Annotated in this window: 20 protein-coding genes; 12 read left to right on the top strand and 8 right to left on the bottom strand. The window is 40.5% G+C overall.

The genetic code is table 11. The features are described 5' to 3' along the window. Positions 1–30: 30 nt before the first annotated feature. The 6 genes from IJE10_04080 to IJE10_04055 all read right to left on the bottom strand — a co-directional run bounded on the left by IJE10_04080 (position 31) and on the right by IJE10_04055 (position 5671). Positions 31–1359 carry an amino acid decarboxylase gene (locus tag IJE10_04080; protein MBQ2967286.1) on the bottom strand — a complete coding sequence of 443 codons (1329 nt, stop codon included), beginning with the start codon at positions 1357–1359 and terminating at the stop codon, positions 31–33. Then, positions 1356–2729, bottom strand: a complete 1374-nt coding sequence (gene scfB / locus IJE10_04075) for a thioether cross-link-forming SCIFF peptide maturase (GenBank protein ID MBQ2967285.1) — start codon at positions 2727–2729, stop codon at positions 1356–1358. Before scfB ends, IJE10_04080 begins: the two co-directional genes overlap by 4 nt. Positions 2730–2794: 65 nt before the next feature. Continuing rightward, complete coding sequence (scfA, locus tag IJE10_04070; protein MBQ2967284.1) at positions 2795–2938, bottom strand: six-cysteine ranthipeptide SCIFF; 144 nt, start codon at positions 2936–2938, stop codon at positions 2795–2797. Positions 2939–3055: 117 nt separating this feature from the next. Next, the gene (locus IJE10_04065; GenBank protein ID MBQ2967283.1) at positions 3056–4243 is read right to left on the bottom strand and encodes an aminopeptidase P family protein; all 1188 of its coding nucleotides are present in this window, start codon (positions 4241–4243) and stop codon (positions 3056–3058) included. 3 nt (positions 4244–4246) lie between these two features. Continuing rightward, positions 4247–5287 carry a phosphotriesterase-related protein gene (locus IJE10_04060; GenBank protein ID MBQ2967282.1) on the bottom strand — a complete coding sequence of 347 codons (1041 nt, stop codon included), beginning with the start codon at positions 5285–5287 and terminating at the stop codon, positions 4247–4249. Positions 5288–5299: 12 nt separating this feature from the next. Next, the gene (locus tag IJE10_04055) at positions 5300–5671 is read right to left on the bottom strand and encodes a hypothetical protein (protein MBQ2967281.1); all 372 of its coding nucleotides are present in this window, start codon (positions 5669–5671) and stop codon (positions 5300–5302) included. A 136-nt stretch (positions 5672–5807) separates the two neighbouring features. Here IJE10_04055 and IJE10_04050 point away from each other — a divergent pair, with 136 nt between their 5' ends. Beyond that, positions 5808–6605, top strand: coding sequence for a helix-turn-helix transcriptional regulator (locus IJE10_04050; GenBank protein ID MBQ2967280.1), 798 nt, complete (start codon positions 5808–5810; stop codon positions 6603–6605). A 22-nt stretch (positions 6606–6627) separates the two neighbouring features. Here IJE10_04050 and IJE10_04045 read toward each other — a convergent pair whose 3' ends face one another. Further along, positions 6628–7500, bottom strand: coding sequence for a helix-turn-helix domain-containing protein (locus IJE10_04045; protein MBQ2967279.1), 873 nt, complete (start codon positions 7498–7500; stop codon positions 6628–6630). A gap of 136 nt (positions 7501–7636) precedes the next feature. Between IJE10_04045 and IJE10_04040 the strand changes: the two genes are divergently transcribed. The 11 genes from IJE10_04040 (at position 7637) to spoVT (ending at position 19739) form a co-directional block, all read left to right on the top strand. Further along, positions 7637–8668, top strand: a complete 1032-nt coding sequence (locus IJE10_04040; GenBank protein ID MBQ2967278.1) for a sugar kinase — start codon at positions 7637–7639, stop codon at positions 8666–8668. Positions 8669–8687: 19 nt separating this feature from the next. Further along, a complete protein-coding gene (locus tag IJE10_04035) occupies positions 8688–9653 on the top strand; it encodes a bifunctional 4-hydroxy-2-oxoglutarate aldolase/2-dehydro-3-deoxy-phosphogluconate aldolase (GenBank protein ID MBQ2967277.1) in 966 nt (321 codons plus the stop codon). Between the two features lie 123 nt (positions 9654–9776). Continuing rightward, entirely contained in the window at positions 9777–10418 is a 642-nt protein-coding gene (locus IJE10_04030; protein MBQ2967276.1) for a histidine phosphatase family protein, read from the top strand. Positions 10419–10630: 212 nt separating this feature from the next. Then, a complete protein-coding gene (locus IJE10_04025; protein ID MBQ2967275.1) occupies positions 10631–11044 on the top strand; it encodes a hypothetical protein in 414 nt (137 codons plus the stop codon). A 131-nt stretch (positions 11045–11175) separates the two neighbouring features. Beyond that, positions 11176–13110 (top strand): alginate lyase family protein, encoded by a 1935-nt coding sequence (locus tag IJE10_04020; GenBank protein ID MBQ2967274.1) that lies wholly within the window; start codon positions 11176–11178, stop codon positions 13108–13110. A gap of 72 nt (positions 13111–13182) precedes the next feature. After that, positions 13183–14619, top strand: coding sequence for an MBL fold metallo-hydrolase (locus tag IJE10_04015; protein ID MBQ2967273.1), 1437 nt, complete (start codon positions 13183–13185; stop codon positions 14617–14619). Positions 14620–14666: 47 nt separating this feature from the next. After that, positions 14667–15692: a beta-lactamase family protein gene (locus IJE10_04010; protein MBQ2967272.1), complete on the top strand. Its 1026-nt coding sequence runs from the start codon at positions 14667–14669 to the stop codon at positions 15690–15692. Next, complete coding sequence (locus tag IJE10_04005; GenBank protein ID MBQ2967271.1) at positions 15689–16396, top strand: histidine phosphatase family protein; 708 nt, start codon at positions 15689–15691, stop codon at positions 16394–16396. Before IJE10_04010 ends, IJE10_04005 begins: the two co-directional genes overlap by 4 nt. A gap of 20 nt (positions 16397–16416) precedes the next feature. Then, complete coding sequence (locus IJE10_04000) at positions 16417–18150, top strand: ABC transporter ATP-binding protein (GenBank protein ID MBQ2967270.1); 1734 nt, start codon at positions 16417–16419, stop codon at positions 18148–18150. A 10-nt stretch (positions 18151–18160) separates the two neighbouring features. Continuing rightward, positions 18161–19102, top strand: coding sequence for a nucleoside hydrolase (locus IJE10_03995; GenBank protein MBQ2967269.1), 942 nt, complete (start codon positions 18161–18163; stop codon positions 19100–19102). Positions 19103–19199: 97 nt separating this feature from the next. Next, a complete protein-coding gene (gene spoVT, locus IJE10_03990; GenBank protein ID MBQ2967268.1) occupies positions 19200–19739 on the top strand; it encodes a stage V sporulation protein T in 540 nt (179 codons plus the stop codon). A 297-nt stretch (positions 19740–20036) separates the two neighbouring features. On the opposite strand, the gene IJE10_03985 is transcribed toward spoVT, so the two are convergent. Then, complete coding sequence (locus IJE10_03985; protein ID MBQ2967267.1) at positions 20037–21839, bottom strand: hypothetical protein; 1803 nt, start codon at positions 21837–21839, stop codon at positions 20037–20039. Between the last annotated feature and the right edge of the window lie 30 nt (positions 21840–21869).

Here is a 21869-nt window from a genome sequence, read left to right as displayed (position 1 = left end):
AAGGATATGCAATGCATTGCATATCCTTCTTTATTTTGTAACTTCAACAGTTTCTATTCCATAATGTTCAAACAATTCGATGTGTTCTGTTGTAATCCGTTCTCCACAAATTGCAATGGGTACAGCAGGGGGACAGGATACGGTAAGAGAAGCACATATTCTTCCCTTTGCCTTCTTTATCGCAACCGATTCCTGCTTTGCAAACACAGCTTTCCGTACAGAACAGATTCTTTCAGGCTCTGACATTGAAAGCGTTCGTTGTTCAAGCGGAGCTTTGGCTGAAATGCCGGAAAAAGCTTTTTGCAGACGTTCAAAATCTGCTTTGCTGTTTTGCGGAGTGCACATAAGTGCTAAAAAGTCGTTGTCACAGAACTCTATTTCAATTTCGTGTTCTTTTAAGGCAGCAGCAAGTTCCTTGCCTGTATAGCCGGATTTAGAGGCGTGAATCACAATTTTCAGCGGTTCATCACCCGAAAGAACAAACCCTTTTTCCGTAAGTTCCTTTTTTATCAGGGTTATTTTTTTTATGCAATCTAAAAGTTCTGTTTTGAAATTGTCTGACAAATATGCGTTACATAAGTCGAGAGATTGTAATGTCAGATAGGACGGGCTTGTGGACGAAAACAGTGCCAGTTTTTGGCGAGCGTTATCTACATAGCTTTGCGGTGCGTTTTTGGCGATATGTAAATAAGCCCCTCCGGTTAAAACGGGTAGTGTTTTGTGTGCCGAATCACAGCAGACTGTCGCACCTTCGTCTAAAGGATGCAGGCTTTCGGGCAGGAATTTTAAATATGCCCCATGTGCGTTGTCCACAAGAAGCGGAATATTAAAGCTTTTGCAAACTTCGGCAATGCCCTTTATATCCTGCATGTTGCCTAAATAATCGGGCGAAGTGATGTATATTGCATCCGGCATTTTGTTCGCATTTTCCAGTTTTTTATACAATTGCGGAGGTGAAATTTCGCATTTGATAATGCTTGCGAAATCTTCCGGCATGATAAATTCTACATCAAAATCCAGAAGTGCCACGGCATGTACAAAGGCTTTGTGTACGTTTCGCGCTGCCCAGATTAAAGGTCGCGGTTTTTCACTTTCCACAAGTGCCAGCATCGCACAGATCGCAGTGGTAGAACCTTGTGTTGTATAAAATGTGTGTGCCGAGCCGAAAATAGAAGTGGCGTTTTTTTCGCTTTCGCCAATAATGCCTTTTGCTTCACTTAAAACATCTGCACCGTCAATTTCGGTGATATCCAGACATTCAGGTCCAAGTAGGGAAGAACCTTTGTGTCCCGGCATGTGAAAACGGGATTTGTTTTTATTTGCATATGTTTTTACGAAATCATAAATGGGGGTGTTCATTTGGCTTCCTCTGCCACCTGCATCATAATGGCACATTCAATTCGCTTTTTAAACAGTTCACAGCCGTATTCATATACACCGGAAATGCTTCCGGTTGCATGATAGGAATTTGCGGCACAACCGCCTGAGCAGTAAAGCTTTGCCCAACACTCGTTGCATTCGGGACGTGCGTAGGCATTACATTTTCTGAATTCATCCTGCACAGCGGTGTTTTTGATGCCATCGTAAATATTGCCCAAGCTGTATTTTTCATCCCCAACAAACTGGTGGCACGGGAACAATTCGCCCCAAGGTGTAACTGCCACATATTCGGTGCCCGAGCCACAGCCGGTGATACGCTTATAAATGCATGGACCGTTCTTTAAATCCAGCATATAGTGATAGAAAGTAAAGGGTCTGCCTTCTTTTTTACGTTTAATCATTTCTTTGGCAAGGATTTCATACTGCTCAAACAATACAGGTAAATCTTCTTTTGTTAATGCACACGGGTCATCGGGCGGACAAACAACCGGTTCCATACTAAGCTCAGTAAACCCTAAGTCTGCCATGTGCAGAATGTCGTTTGTAAAATCGGTGTTGTGATGTGTAAAGGTGCCACGAATGTAATAGCTCTTGTTACCGCGTTTTTCCACAAAGTTTTTAAATTTCGGCAAAATCAGGTCATAGCTTCCGTTGCCCTGATAGTCTTTGCGGAAGCGGTCGTGCACCTCGGGTCTGCCGTCTAAGCTTAACACCACATTGTCCATTTCCTTGTTTAAAAAGTCGATTTTATCATCGTCTAAAAGCACACCGTTGGTGGTAAGTGTGAAACGGAAATTTTTGTTGTGCTGTTTTTCAATGCTTCGGGCATATTCCACAAGCTTTACTACAACATCCCAATTCATAAGCGGTTCGCCACCGAAAAAGTCTACCTCTAAGTTTTTACGGGTGCCGGAATTTTCAATTAAAAAGTCAAATGCACGTTTGCCCACTTCAAAAGACATAAGTCCGCGCTCACCCTGATATTTGCCTTGGCTTGCAAAGCAGTAAGAGCAGTTTAAGTTACAGGTGTGTGCGATGTGCAGGCACATTGCTTTTATTACATTGGAATTTTGCTTGTATTCTTTGGCAAGCTGTTCATAGGGGTCGGAGGAGAAAAGCTTTCTTTGTTCCTCCAATGCTTTTACATCTTCTAAGCATTCTAAAACCTCTGTCTCATTCACATCGGGCAGGTGAGAGTACTTGCTTAAAATTTCTTTTACAATTTCTTCTGTTGTTTTCTCTTTGTACATAGCAATAATATCATATGCCACCTCGTCAACCAAGTGTACAGAGCCGCTTGCGGTGTCTAATACGATGTTATAGCCGTTTAATTTATACTGATGAACCATGAATTGCTCCTTAAAAATTTACAAATTGAAACCGCTGCCGGATGACAGCGGTTTGTTGGTTTTTCTTATTTCTTGTTTTCGCACTGCTGATTTGCAACACCGCAAGAAGTTTTGCAAGCAGACTGGCAAGAAGTCTGGCATTCGCCGCAACCACCGTTTTTAACGGTTTTTTCCATATTTTTGGTTTCGATAGTCTGAATTCTGCTCATTTAAGTAACCCTCCAATTTTTAGTTGTTTTTATAATTAAATATATTATAGCATTAACTTTAAAAAATGTCAATGCTAAAAAACAAAAAACTGTTGCCATATGGCAACAGTTTTCATTTCAGCACTCAATTTCAAATAATTCTCTGGGGTAGTCGGTTAAGTTTTCTACACCGTCTTTTTTAACGCAAACCACATCTTCCATACGAAGTCCTGTTTCGGTTTTGGCAGAGCCTAAGAAAATGTCTACGCAAAACGCCATATTTTCTTCTAAAAGATAATCTGCATCCGTTTCAATCCAGGGTGCTTCGCCTTCCATGGTGCCGTTGCCGTGGCAGGGTCCGTAAAGTAACCAGTCACCATAGCCCATATTGGTTACGTTTTCAATGTGTTTTTTTGCAACATCACAGGCAGGCACTCCTGCTTTTAACATAGAAATAACCGCTTCCTGTGCTTTATAACCCACTTCAATGAGTTCTCTCTGCTCGGGTGTTGCTTTGCCGAATACAACAGGACGTCCGATGCTGGAAGCATACCCGTCTACACGGGCACCAATCTGAATAAAGGTCATATCACCTTTTTCAATTTTCTTGTTTCGGGGACGGCTGATTGCCTGGTTGGAGCCTTTTCCTGTAAGCACCCAAACGGGATAGGATTCACGCTCAGCGCCAAGCTCGTGCATTTTGCCTAAAGCTAAGCCTGCCACCTGCTGTTCAGTCATGCCAACCTTTATATTTTCAAGCACATAATCAAAGGTTTCTTTTGTAATCTGCGCCGCGGCACGCATACATTTTAATTCGTTTTCGGTTTTGTGCATACGAATGTTGTTGACTACATAATCAGCTTTTTCGATTTTTACATCGCCATAAACCTTTAACGCATCGGAAAGGGCTTCGTATAAACCAATGGTCATAAGGGGCAGACCTGCAACACCAAAGCGTTTAACGGGCTTGTCACCTAAAAGTCTGGTAAATACTGTGTTAAAGGTATCAAGCTTTGCACCGGGATATTCAGGCTCGGAGGATTCACGGAAAGCTTTAAGTTTGCAAATGTCCGGGATTTTGGAACGGTCTGAAGCGTACGTTAAGCTTTCGGGACCGATTAAGAGCAAGGGGGCGCCTTCCTGCGGAATTAATACGCCTGCCGTTTCAAAGGACGGCCAATAGTTGGAAAAATAACGCACATACTGAGGCTCAGCTTCGTTGCCGTAAGAAAGGATTAAATCATATCCTTCTTTTTTCATAGTTTCCTGAACCTTTGTTACTCTCTCTTTAAATTCTTCGAGGGGGATGCTTGGAATGTTTATCATAATTTATTTCTCCTTTCCGCATAACCAATCTGCGGGATTTTCTTTTAATAATATTTGAATCTGTTCATTTGTGATGCCCTCATCTTCCATCATGGGTACGATGTTTGTGAGTACATGGTCATAGCCCCAACCGCCGTATTTGTGCATTAAGTTTTTCAGGCACAAATCGCAGGACAGCAGAATCTGACGCAGGTATCCGTCATCAATCATCTGCTTTAAAAGGGTTACGCGGTCGGTGTCATGCACAAAAAGTCCGTAGCCGGAATTTCTGACTTCACGGCGGATGTAATATTCTTTACCGAAATTGTCAAATTCCACATACACACCTTTTTCGAGCAATTTATATATGTAGTCCTTTCGATTTTCCACATCAATATGGCTGATGCAGATTTTTTTCGGATCAACCCCTGCATCAAGCAGAATGTCAGCGGCTTCGATACCATTTTCTGTCCAGGGGTTAATATGTACATTGATAGCAACACCTGTCTTTTTCTGGGCGATTGCCGCTGCACGAAGCACTCGGCGTTCCTTATCATCAAAGATTTCGCTGATGCCGATTTCACCGATGTAGCCGGCGCGGATGCCGTCAATGCCTTCATTAAGTTCTTTAACCATCAGTTCACCGATTTGTTCGTCGGTCATGGAATCTAAAGCTTTCGGGTGCGTTTCACCTACATAAAAGCCTGTACCCATAACAATGTTAAGACCGGTTGCCTCGGAAATGCGTTTTAAAGCCTTTGGGTCTCTGCCGATGCCGGGCAGGGAAGCATCCACAACCGTATTGCCACCTGCGTTTTTAAAGAAATTCAGTTCGTCAATGGCTGTCTGCTCGTTATCTAAAAGCAAATTATCCTTTAAAGCGTAGCAGTCACGGCTTAGAATGCCTAAATTCCACATTTCTACCTTTTGTGTTGCGGGATCATCAATTCCCGGTACGGGTAATTCCTGATAAAAGGCGGTTAAATCCAGTAAAACATGCTCGTGGGTGGTAACCGTTCCGAGTTCTTCCCGCTTTACTGCACCGCATACACTTTGAATATCCATATTTATCCTCCTTTATTCATTTTGTGCCATCAGCGCCATGTATGCCATGTTTGGTTGCTGAACATCCAGTCTGCCATACTGCACTACAACGCCTACATCGCTTTTAATTGCCATGGAATACTGCACCCCGATTCCGATTTCCAAGCCCTGCAACACCTCTTTGTCGTCCGATTTGAAGCATCGGATTCGTTTTGCAGGTACGGTAAACGGGATGTTTTCAACAGGATCTCTGTCTTCAAAATATATACTGATTAAAATGTGCGCATCCTGGTCGTTTGTATTTAAAATCATGATGCTTTCGTGTCCCTCGTATACTGCACTTGGGTCAGGCTTTGGTGACGGGCGATAGCCGTCTACAATATACCATTTTGTTTTGCCGTCCAAAAGAATCCCTCCTTTTTTAAAAAACACCTTGCATTTTGTTGCGGTGAATGATACAATATATGTATTCTAATTACATCTTAAATTAAAAATCCTTTAATACAAGGGAATTTTGCGTAAAAAATATGGAGATTTGCGTATGAAGATTTTAACAAACCCTAATCTTTGTAAATATGTCAACCGTATACGGTTGACCGTCCTGCATTGCGGATACGCAACGGTGGGCAAAGAATGGACCGGAACGGTCAGAAATCCGGTTTATTCGCGGTTGTATTATGCAAAGGACGGAGAAGCGATTATTGGCACAGACAAGCAAAAAATTCACCTTATGCCCGGAAACTGGTATCTGCTTCCTGCAGGGGTGACTTTTGATTTTGACTGCGAGAAGAGTTTTTCGCATATTTTCTTTCATATTAAATTGTTTGATTATGACGAGGTGGATTTGCTCAGGAATGTGACACAACCCATTTGGCTCGAGATGGAAGTGGATGAATCCATTTGCCGGAACATAGGAAGCAATAAGATAAACGACTGGCTTAAAGTAAGACAGTCAGTAGATGCAGTGTTGCTTAAAATGCTTGATGCACATGGAATTTTAGTAGAAAGTGAAGATTACTCACCGTGTATATTCAAGGCGCTTCAGTATATCAAGCAGAATCTTTCTATGCAACTTACAATTTCAAATATTGCTGAGGGAATATTTGTGTCCAAAAGCACCTTAACAAAACGGTTTCAGAAGGAGCTTTCCATGTCGGTGAATCAATACATTCATGATACCGTTATGTTTCAGGCGGTTCAGCTTTTAAGGTCAACCGATATGACTGTGCTTGCGGTCAGTGAAAAGTTTGGTTTTTCCGACCAGTTTTACTTTTCCAGATGCTTTAAAGCAAAGTTTGGCATGTCGCCCAGAGAATTCAGAAAAACAATGTATATTTAAAACGATGCGCATAGCGCATCGCTTATTTTTTGTAATCAGACGGATTTTTACCGGTTACCTTTTTAAAGGCATGATAGAAATTTGAGGTGTTGTTGTATCCGCACTTTGCGGCAATCTCGAGCTTGGTAAGATTTGTGGTTTCTATGTAAGAAATGGCCTGTTCAATGCGTTTAATGGTGATGTAGTCCCAGGGGGAGATGCCGTTTAACTCTTTAAACTGTCGGCAAAAATAGGTTTTACTCATGTGGGCGACGTCTGAAAGTTCATCTAAAGAAAGGTCGGCCTCAAAATGCGAATCAATATAGTTTAGCACCTTTTCCATATACCGCAGGGTGTGCGAGGTGTAGAGGATATCCGTATCAGAAAGCTCGCCGTCATATGCCCGTATCATTTCTACCAAAATATTCATCAGATGCACCTTTAAAAGAGTTTCGTATTCGGGCTTTTTGGATATGGATTCTGACTCGATTTTTAAAATCAGTTCCCTTACTGCTTCGGCAAAACCGCCCTCCTCATGCATTTTGTTTATGGCTTTGTTTTTGGGCTTAAAGAAAATTTTTAAAAGCTCTGTGTTGGAAATTCCCATCTTTGAAGACCAGATAAAACGTGGTTCAAAATGAATGTTAATAAAGGTAGTGGGGCAGTCTAATTTTTTCAGCCAGTGAATTTCGTCGGTGCTGAAAAAGAAAACATCGTTTTCTTTAAAAGCAAACTCCGAGGCGTTGGTGGCATAAATTCCGCTTCCGCTTTTTACCATGGTGATTTCAAACGCAGTGTGATGATGCTCGTAAAATGCACTTTCCTCCGCAGGTACAAACGAGTGAAATACGGTAAGGCGTGATTTATCTGCACTAAAAAGTGTTTTACGGGTGATTTCGCTCTGATTCTTTTGCATGATACTCTCCTTTAAAATCATAATATTTTTGACATTTTCCTTAATATAGTGGTTGAAATCATGCGATCTTTAATGTTATTATATAATAAAGAAAATAATATGTCAAACATATTGTGATTGAAAGGGGAAAATAAAAATGGCAAAGGTAGTAACAATGGGCGAAATTATGCTTCGCTTATCCACACCTAACAACGAAAGATTTTTGCAGGCAGACGAATTTGATGCTTGCTACGGCGGCGGTGAAGCCAATGTGGCAGTATCCTTGGCAAATTACGGTCATGACGCAGAATTCGTAACCAAGGTTCCGCAGAACCCCATTGGCGAATGTGCGGTTGCAGCACTTCGCAAGATGAATGTTAAGACCGAAAACATCGCACGCGGTGGTGAAAGACTTGGTATCTATTTCTTAGAAACCGGTGCGGCAATGCGTGCATCCAACGTAGTTTATGACAGAGCACATTCTTCTATCTCTACCGCTGTTGCGGCAGACTTTGAATTTGATAAGATTTTTGACGGCTGTGACTGGTTCCATTTCACAGGCATTACTCCCGCTGTATCCGATGCGGCTGCAGAACTGACCGAAATTGCATTAAAAGCGGCTAAGGCAAAGGGTGTTAAAGTTTCTTGCGACTTAAACTTCAGAAAGAAACTCTGGTCCAGCGAAAAGGCACAGAGAATCATGACCAACCTCATGCAGTATGTAGATGTCTGCATCGGTAACGAAGAAGATGCGGAAAAAGTATTAGGCTTCAAACCCGGTGAAACCGATGTAACCAGCGGTGAATTGGAGCTTGCAGGCTACAAGAGCATTTTTGAACAGATGGTTGAAAAGTTTAACTTTGAATATGTAATTTCTTCTTTGCGTGTATCTCATTCTGCATCTGATAACGGCTGGTCCGCTTGCATTTATTCCAGAGATACAAAAGAATTCTATCATTCCAGAGAATACAGAATCACACCTATCGTTGACCGTGTAGGTGGCGGTGACAGCTTTGCGGCAGGCGTAATCTGCGGTATGCTGGACGGTAAAGATTTCAAATCTGCATTAGAATTTGGTGTTGCGGCATCTGCATTAAAGCACACCATCCCCGGAGATATGAACATTGTAACCCGTGCAGAGGTTGACAATCTGGTTGGCGGCGACGGCAGCGGTCGTGTGCAGAGATAATTGTTGGGAGGATAAATCAATGAACATTTTACAGGAAGTTTATAATATCGGTATTATTCCGGTTATTAAAATCAATGACGCAAGCAAAGCGGTACCGCTGGCTAAAGCTTTAATCGAAGGCGGTCTTGCGGCAGCTGAGGTTACTTTCAGAACCGATGCGGCTGAAGATGCTATCCGTGCCATTTCCACCGCATATCCCGATATGTTGGTTGGTGCAGGTACAGTACTTACCATTGAACAGGCACAGCGTGCCTTAAACGCAGGTGCAAAATTTATCGTAAGCCCCGGCTTTAACCCCAAAGTGGTTAAATGGTGCCTGGATAACGGTGTAACACCCCTTCCGGGCTGCACCACACCTTCTGAAATTGAAGGTGCTCTGGAATTGGGTCTGGATGTAGTAAAATTTTTCCCGGCAGAGCAGAGTGGCGGTCTGGCTAAAATCAAGGCAATGTCCGCACCTTACGGCAACGTAAAATTCATGCCCACCGGCGGTGTTTCTTTGGATAACGTGAACGAATACCTCGCAAACAAGAAAATCTTGGCTTGTGGCGGTAGCTTCATGGTAAAAGAAAGCTATATCGACGAAGAAAACTGGGATGAAATCGTAAAGCTCACCAAGCAGTCGGTAGACACCATGCTCGGTCTTGAAATTGCACACATCGGTATCAACAGTGATAACGATGCAGAAGCGAAGAAAACAGCAGAAATGTTTGCAATGCTTTTGGGTAAGCCCCTCGAAAAGGATACCGCAAAGAGCGTATTTGTAACCTCTCAGTTTGAAGTGATGAAGTCCAAAGGCCCCGGCAAATGCGGACACATTGCAATCCTTACCAACAATGTAGAACGTGCAATTTATCACTTAGGTCTCCGCGGTGTGAAATTCAACGAAGAAAGTGCTACATTTAACGATGACGGCACCAGAAAGTTTATCTATCTGGCAGAAGAATTCGGCGGTTTTGGCATACATCTGATGCAGAAAAAATAATGAACCTTAAAAAGGCAAGCAAAGCTTGCCTTTTTTTGTTTTTATTGTTGAAAAAATACGTATTTTATGATAAAATATATAGTTAGTTAAATAATTGAGAAAACAGAAAGCGAGCGATAAAAAGTGACAACATTGATTTTAATCCGACACGGTGAAAGTGAAGCAAACCGACAAGGCATATTTGCAGGTCAGATTGACCCGGATTTGCAGAATAAAGGTGTAAAACAGGCACAGGCAACCGCAAAGTTTATTGCGGAAAATTATAAGGTGGAAAAAATCTATTCCAGCGACTTACAGCGCGCTTATAAAACGGCTTTGTGCCTGGCAGAAGAAACCGGTCTGACGGTTGAAAAAGATAAAAATCTTCGCGAAATTTTTGCCGGAAAGTGGGAAGGCGAGAAATTCAGCGAGTTATGCATAGAATTTCCTGAGTCGTATGCTGTGTGGATGAATCATATAGGTAAAGCCGGCTGTGACGGCGGCGAAACGGTAAAACAGCTTGGCGACAGAATTATGCAGACACTTACCAAAATCGCCGAAGAAAATGACGGAAAAACTGTGGCCATTGCAACCCATGCAACCCCTATCCGTGCAGCGCAAAGTATAATCCAAAGTGGGTCGGTTGAAGAAATGGAAAACATTCCGTGGGTGTCCAATGCATCAGTAACGGTTTTTGCATTTAACAATAACACCTGGAAAATAGTCGCAGTAAGCCAGGACGCACACTTAGCAGAGCTTAAAACCGAACTCCCGTCGAATGTCTGAACTCGAGTTTTCAGTTTTAACTTGGCTTGAATCTAGTAAGAGTGTTGAAAGATGTCGAAATCAAAAAAGCCTTCCCCTTGAGGGGAAGGTGGGTTGCAGAGCAACTCGGATGAGGTGGAAAGGAATAACGATTGCTTTCGCAATCTACACCTCACCACCGCCTACGGCGGAGCCTCTCCTCAAGGAGAAGCCTTTGAAAGGAAGTGGTATAAATGGAATTAAACATTAGTATAATTGATATTTTGAAAATATTGGCAGTAATCGTGTTGTTAATAGCTTTATTAATGCCAAAGAAAAACGGATATGAATATAATTCTATTGATAAAAAAGGTGTAACTTTGAATATAATATTGTCAGTTATATACATACCATTGTCATTGATAGGAATGTTCACAGTATTTTTTGCAGATGCTCCTACGACAAATTATTCAGATTTAAAAAAATTGCTTTTAAATATAGTTGTATATATAGGTCTTTCTATTCCAATTATATCAATTGCCAGCATTTTTACATCGGTAGTAGCAAGAAAAAGAGGAAAGAGCAGATTTAGTTTTGTTATTCAATTTTTGCCAATTCCTGCTTTTGTTGCAATGATAATTTTGGTATTTTTTATGTTGAGAGCATAAAAACATCGGCATCTAGTTTATACAGTCTTTATATAAAGACTGTCGAAATAGTTTGAAATAATTAAGAGATTGTTGACTTGGAATAAATCATTTATAAAAATAAATATGAAGAAAAATTGAGGTACACTGAAATGAAAATAAGTGATAGAAAATTTTTTTGTGAATTAATAGATATGTCAACAATCAACAAAATAGTTGATTGTGAAAAATATATCCAACAGGAAGATTTTTTGAAATGCAGAGAAATTTTTGCTGATTATTTTCGTAAAATAATAAAGCCTGAGATTTTTTTTGATGTCATAAAGGGTGAAACCTTTGACCCGGAAAAAGTGATTGATAAAGCAGAGAACGCTTGTCGTCATTATATGGTGTCATGTGGAAAAGGTTATGATTTTAAAGGTGAAAAAGTTGACTGGGAGTTTAATCCTACAGATAATGATTACCGTGAGTGGCCATGGCAATTAAACCGTCACGAAGAATGGTTGAATTTAGCAAGAGCATACCGTATTACAAAGGATAAAAAATATGTGGATGCGTTTGTTGAATTGTTTGAGAGCTGGCTTGAACAGGCAATAGCACCTCCTGTTGGAACATCGGGATGGGAAACTGTCTGTTGGAGAACTATAGAATGTGGTATTCGTCAGGGATTAAAATGGCCGGAAATTATTCATAGTTTTTATGATGCTCTACCTGACAATGTCTTGGTAGATTGGACGAAATCTGTGTGGGAACACGCAAACAGATTGTATAATGATAATACAGGTCAACATAAGATGAGCAACTGGTTTTTGATGGAACTGAACGGATTAATGCATATAAGCATTATATATCCGTTCTTTAAAGATTCACAGAAGTGGTTTGATTTTTGTATGGACAGTTTTATGAGATGTATTGATTTGCAAATCTATCCCGACGGAGCGCAGTTTGAACTCACGACAGATTATCAGTATGTTACGATATTAAACTACATAAAACCGATAAAACTTTGCAATGGGTACGGGAAAAGTGTTCCGCAAAAAATGCTTGATGCTGTTGAAAAAATGCTTATGTTTTATGTAAGATTTATGCGTCCTGACCGAAAATCTCCATGTATAAATGACGGCTCTTTTATGGATGTAAAAAAGGTAATTAAACTATCGGAAGGACTTTTTGAGAATAATGCGTATTTTAAGTGGGTTTTGGGGAAAGAAGCTGATGAGCCGAAGGAAAAATCCTATGTGTTTGAATATCCCGGATTGGCAACCCTGAGAAGCGGATATGGGAGCGATGACAGTTTTGTGTTCTTTGACGGTGGCGTATTTGGAGCCGGACATCAGCATGAGGATAAACTTTCATTAACATTTTTTGCGGATGGGTATCAGACCCTGTGTGAGGGAAATAGTTATGCATATGATGATTCTCCGATGCGAAAATATGTTAAATCAACCTTCGCACACAATACCGGATGTGTGGACGGAATGGGACAAAACAGAAGAAAAGATTATAAGTGGGATGGTGCAATCACAGAAAAAAGCAATTTGAAATTCCACCTTACAGATGAGCTTGATGCGTTGAGTGCCGTATATGATGAGGGGTACGGCGAGAACGCCGATAAGATTGCTACACACAGAAGAAATGTATACTATGTGAAAAAGCATAAGAATTTAAATCCTTTTTTGATAGTGTGCGATAGGTTTGAAGGAAGTAGTGAACATTCATATGAGATTATGTGGCATCTTGATGCTGATTCCATAGATGTAAAAGATACAGATGTAAAGGCGAACACACTCCATATTTTTGTTAATAACAATAGCGAAACGCAGATGGAAATTTCAAGAGGAAAAGTATCAGAAAAGATGCAGGGATGGATTGCTGACAGCACAGTTCAGGGGGATTACAGACCGATATATAATTTGAGTTATTTGAAAAAATGTGATAAAGCAAGGTTTGTAACACTTATCTATCCTGATGGCGGTAAAGAATGTGAAATTGTCTGCATAAAAGCATCGGATGATTTAAATAACAGAGAAGTAGAGATTTGTTTTTCGGATGGTTCCGTATACAAGTTTGTTGAGCCACAGATATAATAAACATTGGCATCTAGATTATACTGTCTTTATATAAAGATTGTCGAATTTTGGCGAAAGGGAGGAAAATGCATGAAAAAAACATATATAACATCCATGCCAAACCGTATTGGTGCGTTTTTGAAAGCGAGCAAGTGCTTCTCGGCATTGGGAATTAATATTACGCGTGTAAGCTATAACAAGGCAGTAGATTCGCATACGTTATTTATAGATGCAGAAGGAACTGAGGAACAGCTTAAAAAAGCAGACAGAGAACTTGAAAAGATTGGTTATCTTCAAAATAACAACGCCAAAACAAGCATTGTTTTATTGGAGTTCTGTCTTAAAGATGTTCCCGGAAGCGTTACCGATGTTTTGACGCTTATTGACAGGTTTAATTTTAACATATCTTATATAAGTTCACAGGAGAATGGAACAAATTATCAGTATTTTAAGATGGGCTTGTATGTGGATGATTCGCAAAAAATATCTGAATTTTTGAAAGAAGTCGAAAAAATATGTAAAGTTCGAATGATAGACTACAACAGTTCAGAAAAGGTTTATGATAACAGTATTTTTTACAATACCTATGTTATGGGTCTGGCGCAGACTATGGGGTTAGACACTGATATAAGCAAAGAACTTTTAGTACATGTAAATCTTGCCATGCAGACGTTGGACGAGCAGGGGTTGTCTCCATATCGTACCTTTGACAGTATCAGCAAATTTGCAGAATTACTCGGGGCATCAAAAGGAACAAATTTTTCTCCGCGTATAACGAAACACAAAATCACTGAAAAAACCGAAATAATATTGATAGAACCGCCTTGCGGAAGTAACACAATCATTATAAACAGTGACGGAAAATATTTGTTTATAGACAGTGGGTATGCTTGTTATACAGAAGAAATGCTAAGCATATTTAAAGATATTATACCTGAATTTAACGATATTAAAAAAACAATACTTATAACACATGCGGATGTTGACCATTGCGGACTGTTGCCTGTGTTTGATGAGATTCTTGCCAGCCATAAAACAGCAATGTGCCTAAGGAAAGAATATAACGGAAAAAACGGATATCGAGAGGAAAATTCCCTACACAAACCATATATCAATATTTGTAAATTACTTACTTCTTATAAAACGGTTAATCCCGATAAGGTTACGGCATTGTGGAATAATGTGGAGAATCTCGCGGAACCGCTCACGCAAATTGGCTTTTTTGAGTTCGGAGAACTCCATTTTGAGGTATATGAGGGGCAGGGCGGACACCTTCCCGGTGAAATCGTTCTGATTGACTATCGGAATCACATTGCATTTACCGGTGATATTTATATTAACGTCCACGGATTAACACGAGAGCAGGCAGAATATAATCAATATGCGCCTATCCTTATGACATCTGTGGATACCAACCCTACGCTTTGTGCAGAAGAAAGAAAAGCGGTTCTGCAAAGACTTGGTGTAGGAAAATGGCAAATTTACGGTGCGCATGGATTTAAAAAGGACTATTCGGTTAATGTATAGTTTTATTGCTGTAAATGTGCTTATGAAACAATAAGGAAAGTGTTATTATGATGAAACATACAAAGGACTGCATTGCAAAATACATGGAGCAGGGGCATTTAAGAAACATTGCGGTGAAGGTTGGGAAAAACGGCAAAACCTTTGCCGAAATATACAAATCCTCCGAAACGGAGCTTAACTGTCATACACTTTTTGATATGGCATCGGTTACAAAGGTTATGGCAACCACAGTGCTTTGTTATATTGCTTTGGATAAAGGGCTCTTGAAGCTTACGGATAAGGTGTCGCAGTTTTACCCCGTTCCCGAAGATAAAAAAGAGATGTCTGTTTTGCATTTGCTGACCCATACCATGGGCATCGGACACAAAAATCTTGTGGTAGACGGGAACACCTACGAAAATATTGCTGAATTTATACTAAAAATTCCGTCAGACGTTAAAATCGGGAGCGATACGTTATACAGCTGTCCCGGATACATATTACTTGGAAAAATCCTAGAACAGGTTTTCGGCGAAAGGCTGGATACTTTATTTACAAAGTATATTGCAAACCCACTCAAACTGCAATTTTCATCTTTCCTGCCAACTCAAAAAGACAATGTGGTAAACAGCAACGTAAGCGAAGCGGAAAGAGGAATTGTGAACGATTACAACTGCAAATTCTTGGGCGGTGTTGCAGGAAATGCGGGTCTCTTTTCCTGTGTGGAAGATGCAACTAAATTCGTTGAAATGTTACTGCGTAAAGGTGCACCGCTTTTTTCCGAAGAGCTGTTTTTAAAGGCAACAAAAAACTATACAGAAGCTTGTGCAGATTCAAGAGCCCTGGGTTTTTTATATGTAGATGAAAAGTACAGCCAGACAGGCTCTCTTTTTCCGAAAGGGAGCATAGGGCATTGCGGACATACCGGGCAATCGGTATTTTTAGACGTTAAAAGCGGTTTGTATGTTATCATTTTGTCGGACGCAACCATTTCGATTTCCGAAAAATACGGTACTGAAAAGTATAATATTGTAATGCAGATGCGTCAGGACATACACAATGCAATTAAAACAGATTTGGAGGGAAAAAGATGATTTTTTACTATGTACGACACGGAGATCCGATTTATAATCCGGATTCCTTAACGCCACTTGGGCACAGGCAGGCAGAAGCGGTAGGCAGGAGACTTTCTCAGCACGGGCTGGACAAGATTTTTGCATCCACTTCAAATCGTGCAATTTTAACTGCCACGCCAACAGCGGAAATGTTAAAAAAGGAGATTACAACCTTAGAATTTGCTAACGAAAACTTAGCCTGGGCAGAGCTTACGGTAGAAAGAAACGGCAAGAAAACCTGGATTTTCGGGGACGACCAAATCCGAAAGCTTTTTTCGGACCCGTCTGTTCTATCCCTTGGATTTGACTGGTTTACGCATCCCGAGCTTGCACCCTATGAAAAAGGTATAAAGCGTGTTCAAAATGAAGTGAACGGATTTTTTAAGGCTTTAGGATATGAACACATACAGAACACGGGTACGTATAAAGTGCTTGCATCTAATAATGAGCGCGTTGCAATGTTTGCACATCAGGGTTTTGGTATTGCGTTTTTAAGTGCGGTTTTAGATATTCCGTATCCGCTTGTGGCAATGCATATGGATATGAGCCATTCCGATGTTACGGTCATTGAATTTGCCGAAAAAGACGGCATAGCTGTGCCAAAAATGCTGATGCTTTCAAACGATTCGCATTTGTATAAAGAAGGCTTACCTACAAAGTATAACAACAGTATGTATCTGTAATGTGAAAAGGAGAACAAGGTATGTTAAAACGGTTTATCAGCTATTACAAGCCGCACAAAAAAATGTTTGCATTAGATATGCTTGCGGCATTATTAATTTCGCTGATTGGTATGGTTTATCCCATTGTGACCAACAAAATGCTGAATGAGTTTATACCTGACAAAATGTATTCAGCGATTGTAATATCAGGTATTGTTGTGTTGGCACTATATACGGCACGAATGCTGTTGAATTATTTTGTGCAGTTTTACGGACACATGATTGGGGTTAAAATGCAGTCGCAAATGCGAAAGGATTTGTTTGCGCATTTACAAAAACTGCCGTTTAAGTATTACGACAATAATGAAACAGGTCGCATCATGACCCGTATAACCAGTGACTTGTTTGAGGTTTGCGAGCTTGCGCACCACGGCCCGGAAAACATTTTAATCAGTACAATTATGATTGTGCTGTCTTTTTCCTATCTGTTTACCATCGACCGGATTTTAACCCTCATTATTTTTACTTGCGTACCTATTTTAGTGGTGGTTGCCATGAAGCTCCGCAGAGCTATGAAGCAGGCGTTTCAGGACAGACGGACAAGCAACGCAATCATCAATGCGTCGGTGGAAAGCAGTATAACGGGTATTCGTGTAACCAAAGCATACACCAATGCAAAAACAGAGGTGGAAAAGTTTGAAAAGGGGGATGTTCAGTTTGTGGATGCCTCCAGACGCGCTTATAATGCTATGGCGAAATTTCATTCTTCGACAACCTTTATTACAGACGTGTTTAATGTATTGATTTTAATCGCAGGCGGTCTGTTTTTGTACGCAGGACGTATTTCTTTTGGTGATTATTCTACCTTTATTGTGTCTGTGAACATTTTTATTCAGCCCGTGAATACTTTAATCGGCTTCATGGAGCAGTTCCAGAACGGTATCAGCGGATTTAAGCGCTTTGTAGAGGTTTTAGAGGAAGAACCCGAATCGGATGCACCTGATGCAAAAGAGCTTACCGATATCCGTGGAGAAATCGAATTTGAACACGTAACCTATTCGTATGATAAAACGAAAGAGGTTTTGCATGATGTAAACTTAAAACTGGAAAAGGGAAGAAAGCTCGCCTTAGTCGGACCTTCGGGTGGCGGTAAGACAACCCTCTGTCATTTGTTGCCGAACTTTTATAAATTAAAAGACGGCTCAGGTACCATAAAAATTGACGGTCAGGACATTAAAAAGCTTACATTGGATTCGGTGCGTAAAAATATCGGTATTGTACAGCAGGACGTATTTTTGTTTGTGGGTACCATTCGCGAAAATATTATGTACGGCAGACCCGATGCCACCGAAGAAGAGATGATTGAGGCGGCAAAGCGCGCAAACATTCACGACTACATTCAAACGCTCCCGGACGGCTATGATGCAGAAATCGGGGAGCGGGGCGTAAAGCTCTCGGGCGGTCAGAAGCAACGCCTCAGCATTGCGCGTGTATTCTTGAAAGACCCTGCAATTTTAATTTTGGATGAAGCGACCTCGGCACTGGATAACACTACCGAAGTGCTGATTCAGCAGGCTTTAGATGAGCTTTGTGAGGGCAGAACCACTTTGGTAGTGGCACACCGCCTTTCCACCATCCGTAATGCGGACGAGATTGCGGTTGTTATGGATGGTCGCATCACCGAGCGCGGTACACATGAGGAATTGATGGCTTTAGATGGCACTTATAAAAACCTCTATGCGCTGCAATTCCGTGATAACGATATTTTTGAGTGAGGAATCTGCTATGGATAACGAAAAAAAGCCTGTTATTATTTTTGACACGGATATGGACACCGATTGTGACGATGCCGGTGCGCTTGCTATGCTTTTAGAGGCGCATTTGCAAAATAAAATCGAACTGATTGGCATGGTTTCTGATTCGGTGTGTGCCTATGCCGCACCTTGCTGTGAAGCTATCGCGCAAAGCTATGGCGTTTCTGTGCCCGTGGGTACGCTTTATGTTAAAGATTATGCCGAAGCAGAACGTTTTGATGCGTATCGCGCGCATAGTGCAAAATGTGCAAGGGAGAGCAGAGATTATAACCGTGTATTTGCTGAGCAGATTGACAAAACTGATCAAGATTATCCCTCAGCCGTATCCGTTTATCGTAAGCTTTTAGCACAAGCTGAGGATGAAAGCGTCACCATGCTTTGTGTGGGTATGCTTACCGCAATTGCGGAAACACTAAAAACAAAAGCGGACGATATAAGTCCGCTTTCAGGTGTGGAGTTGTTCCGTAAAAAAGTCAAAAAAGTGATCACCATGGGCAATCCCGAAAAGGTAAATGATTTTAACTGGGGTATGGATGCTCAATCCACAAAGACGTTTTTTGAGCTTTGTCCCGTACCGATTTATATTAGTGCACAAGGCAAAACGATTGTAACGGGGGCGCATCTTGGCGAATTTTTAGAAGCCGACCACCCGGTACGACAAGCATATTCTATCTGGCTTGGGGCAGAAAACACGGGACGCGCCAGTTGGGACTTAATTGCCTCGCTTTATGCTATCCATCCCGACACACCGCACCTTAAATGCCACGATTTCGGTAAGTGTAGTTACGATACAGAAAACAAAGTCACACTTGTTGAGAAAGTGCACAATTCGCCATGCAAAACCTTGCATATAACCTGCACAGATGAACAAATGACCGAAATCTTAAACGATTGTATGCTGGGCGCTTTTTAAAAGCAAATTAAAAATTTTCCCATTTTTTTCTTTACATAAAATTTTCCTTGCGACAAATACTAAATCTGTAAATCCAATTAAAAGGAGCAGTTTGAATATGAAAGCAACGGGAATTGTAAGAAGAATAGATGATTTGGGAAGGGTTGTTATCCCGAAAGAAATAAGAAGAACCATGAGAATCCGTGAGGGTGACCCTTTGGAAATTTTTACCAATCGGGACGGCGAAGTGATTTTTAAGAAATATTCACCCATCGGAGAACTGAGCGGTTTTGCGACACAGTATGCCGAAACGTTGGCAAAAATCAGCGGAAGAGGCGTTTGTATAACCGATAAGGACATGGTAATTGCGGTTTCGGGCGCAAGTAAAAAAGAAATGTTTGAAAAGAAGATTTCTTCCGAAGTGGAAATGCTGATTCAGGAGAGAAGTCAGCACATTCAAAAGCATGTAAACGATAAAGCGGTCTATATTTTAGAGGACAGCGATAAATTCTTTGCCTCGGTGTTGTTTCCCATTTTGTCGGACGGGGACAGCATCGGTACCGTTATTTTCTTTGGTGACGGGGTAGAGGTGATGAGCGAGGTCGAGCAAAAGCTTGCCCAGACCGCCGCGGCATTTTTAGGCAGACAAATGGAATAAATATAAAAGAACCGCCATACGCCGAGTGTTCTTAAGGACAGTAAAAAAGCTAAATCCATTTTTGTGGTTTTAGCTTTTTCCTTTACATCATAAAAAACTTTTCCATTTAGTAAACGTTTCATTATCAGGTTCACTTATATCGGAACACAAATATTCCCTTTGGAGCAACTCATATTTATACATACCAAGCGAATGATATGGCATTACCTCAATGCCTTTGCAAAACTGCATATCATTATTCCCGGACCGTCATCAGAACAAAATCTGGAAATTTTTATAATATTACCTTTCATTCATTTACACCATTTTTTGAATATTTCTGTTTATAACCATTTTCTTAAGTTCGTCGGATAATTTCTGAAAATATTCGGAGTATCCGCCGACACGCACAACCAGATTTTTGTGCATATCTGGATTGTCATAAGCTTCCATCAATGTTTTTAAAGATGTACATGTAATTTGCATTTGAATACCTCCTAGTTTCATATATCCCAGAATAAGTGCTTTTAATGTAGCATTGTTAAATTCGGGATTGATATTGAAGTTTAGCACAGGAATTCCTAAAGCTCTTTTTAAGTCAAGGGATGTAACACTTTTCAAAAGTGCAGTAGGACCCTCTGTATCTTTGCCGAAAATTGCACCTAAAGAATCACAAAGCGGAGCTCCTTTTTTTCTCCCGTCAGGTGTTGCTCCTATTTTCGCTCCTGCATACACTTGCGACATAAACTGAATGGATGACGGCAGAAAACCCTCACCAATATATGGCTTTTTATCATCAAGCATAGAAAATATATCAGTAGAAAGCTTATTTGTGAAATTATTAGCATCTTCATTATCGTTGCCAAAGCTTATTTTGTGATTTCTCGCCTGGTTCAGGAATTCTTTGTTGTTTGTTTTAAGCAATTCAACAAATTCTTCCGCATTATATAGTTTTTCTTCAAATATAAAATCCCGTATTACGAGCATTGCATCAATTACATTTATCATGCCGGCAAAGTTAACAATACTCCACTTGTATCTTGCACCGCCGGTATTAAACTCCAAACCGTTATCAATACAATCATCAACAAGCAATGTCCGCATAGGCACGGGATTATATTTTGCACGTTCTCTTTGTGAATTGCTGATTTCTGCGGTTACTGTTTTAACAACAGATGCTACTTCTGATATGTAGTCATTATAGAAATTTTCAAAGTTTTTCGAATCTGCAAGCTTTGTATATATAGTATTTTCTAGAATTAAAAGTAAATTTATGCCCGCATCAAGAGAACCGACATTTGAAAGTCCGGCAATCATTGTTTCTGTACAACCGCCGCCGCAGAATTTCTTTATATCTTCGTCGCTGATAACAGGGAATCTAGCTTTTAGCCCTTCCATTATGGCTTTTTCGTTATAAAAAGCAGGCTGACCATTGTTTGTTCTGATAACCTCGAAGGCTTTTTCCCATACCTCGTCAGGCGTATCGTCATTAACAAAAAGTTCAATCATTGGTCGTCTTTTGCCTTTTGATGCTTCTAAACATTGAATTGTAAGAGGTGTATAATCTACCCCCAGCGCCATTGAATATCCGCAATTTGCGTCAAGGTTATCATATAGATTTTTTAGTACATCGGTAATATCTTCGCCTTTATAATACGGATAAAGACCAGATGCTACACAGCCAAGATTGTCACAATTATCAAGATAGAGAATAAAATTCCACGCAACAATGGCTTCGTATATATTTTCCGCAGGATAAAGCGGAACTTTCCTCAATGCATTTATAAGTTTTTTATCTGCTCCTGCTTTATCGAGATACCTTATGCAACGGTTCAAATAGTTTTTTATTCCTTCTACGATATGTAAAAGACCTTCACGCATATCTTCATCTTCTATTTTTTTGATTCTTTGTATGTAAGATAATAAACCTTCTTTCAAAATGCGTTCATAGTTTGGCATGGAGTGTGTCCACATATCTCCTGCAACAGTATGCTCCTTTGGCACAGACGACTGATATTTGCAAAATTCCGAACAATATAGTTCCGCCAGCTCTGTGTCTTTCTCACACACAGCATTACGATTTATACGCATGCCTTCCATATAAGACGGATATATACTCATTTTGTTTGCAATAACTCCCGATGGATATAA

This window comes from Clostridia bacterium, assembly GCA_017410375.1.
Classification (GTDB): Bacteria; Bacillota; Clostridia; order RGIG6154; family RGIG6154; genus RGIG6154.
The sequence above is the reverse complement of the archived record's forward strand: the minus strand, read 5'-3'. Positions and strand labels throughout refer to the sequence as shown.

Bases quoted from the DNA above. Each gene is read 5' to 3' on its own strand.
- IJE10_04080 (MBQ2967286.1), bottom strand. From the start codon at position 1,359: ATGAACACCCCCATTTATGATTTCGTAAAAACATATGCAAATAAAAAC.
- scfB (MBQ2967285.1), bottom strand. From the start codon at position 2,729: ATGGTTCATCAGTATAAATTAAACGGCTATAACATCGTATTAGACACC.
- scfA (MBQ2967284.1), bottom strand. From the start codon at position 2,938: ATGAGCAGAATTCAGACTATCGAAACCAAAAATATGGAAAAAACCGTT.
- IJE10_04065 (MBQ2967283.1), bottom strand. From the start codon at position 4,243: ATGATAAACATTCCAAGCATCCCCCTCGAAGAATTTAAAGAGAGAGTA.
- IJE10_04060 (MBQ2967282.1), bottom strand. From the start codon at position 5,287: ATGGATATTCAAAGTGTATGCGGTGCAGTAAAGCGGGAAGAACTCGGA.
- IJE10_04050 (MBQ2967280.1), top strand. From the start codon at position 5,808: ATGAAGATTTTAACAAACCCTAATCTTTGTAAATATGTCAACCGTATA.
- IJE10_04045 (MBQ2967279.1), bottom strand. From the start codon at position 7,500: ATGCAAAAGAATCAGAGCGAAATCACCCGTAAAACACTTTTTAGTGCA.
- IJE10_04040 (MBQ2967278.1), top strand. From the start codon at position 7,637: ATGGCAAAGGTAGTAACAATGGGCGAAATTATGCTTCGCTTATCCACA.
- IJE10_04035 (MBQ2967277.1), top strand. From the start codon at position 8,688: ATGAACATTTTACAGGAAGTTTATAATATCGGTATTATTCCGGTTATT.
- IJE10_04025 (MBQ2967275.1), top strand. From the start codon at position 10,631: ATGGAATTAAACATTAGTATAATTGATATTTTGAAAATATTGGCAGTA.
- IJE10_04020 (MBQ2967274.1), top strand. From the start codon at position 11,176: ATGAAAATAAGTGATAGAAAATTTTTTTGTGAATTAATAGATATGTCA.
- IJE10_04015 (MBQ2967273.1), top strand. From the start codon at position 13,183: ATGAAAAAAACATATATAACATCCATGCCAAACCGTATTGGTGCGTTT.
- IJE10_04010 (MBQ2967272.1), top strand. From the start codon at position 14,667: ATGATGAAACATACAAAGGACTGCATTGCAAAATACATGGAGCAGGGG.
- IJE10_04005 (MBQ2967271.1), top strand. From the start codon at position 15,689: ATGATTTTTTACTATGTACGACACGGAGATCCGATTTATAATCCGGAT.
- IJE10_04000 (MBQ2967270.1), top strand. From the start codon at position 16,417: ATGTTAAAACGGTTTATCAGCTATTACAAGCCGCACAAAAAAATGTTT.
- IJE10_03995 (MBQ2967269.1), top strand. From the start codon at position 18,161: ATGGATAACGAAAAAAAGCCTGTTATTATTTTTGACACGGATATGGAC.
- spoVT (MBQ2967268.1), top strand. From the start codon at position 19,200: ATGAAAGCAACGGGAATTGTAAGAAGAATAGATGATTTGGGAAGGGTT.
- IJE10_03985 (MBQ2967267.1), bottom strand. From the start codon at position 21,839: ATGAGTATATATCCGTCTTATATGGAAGGCATGCGTATAAATCGTAAT.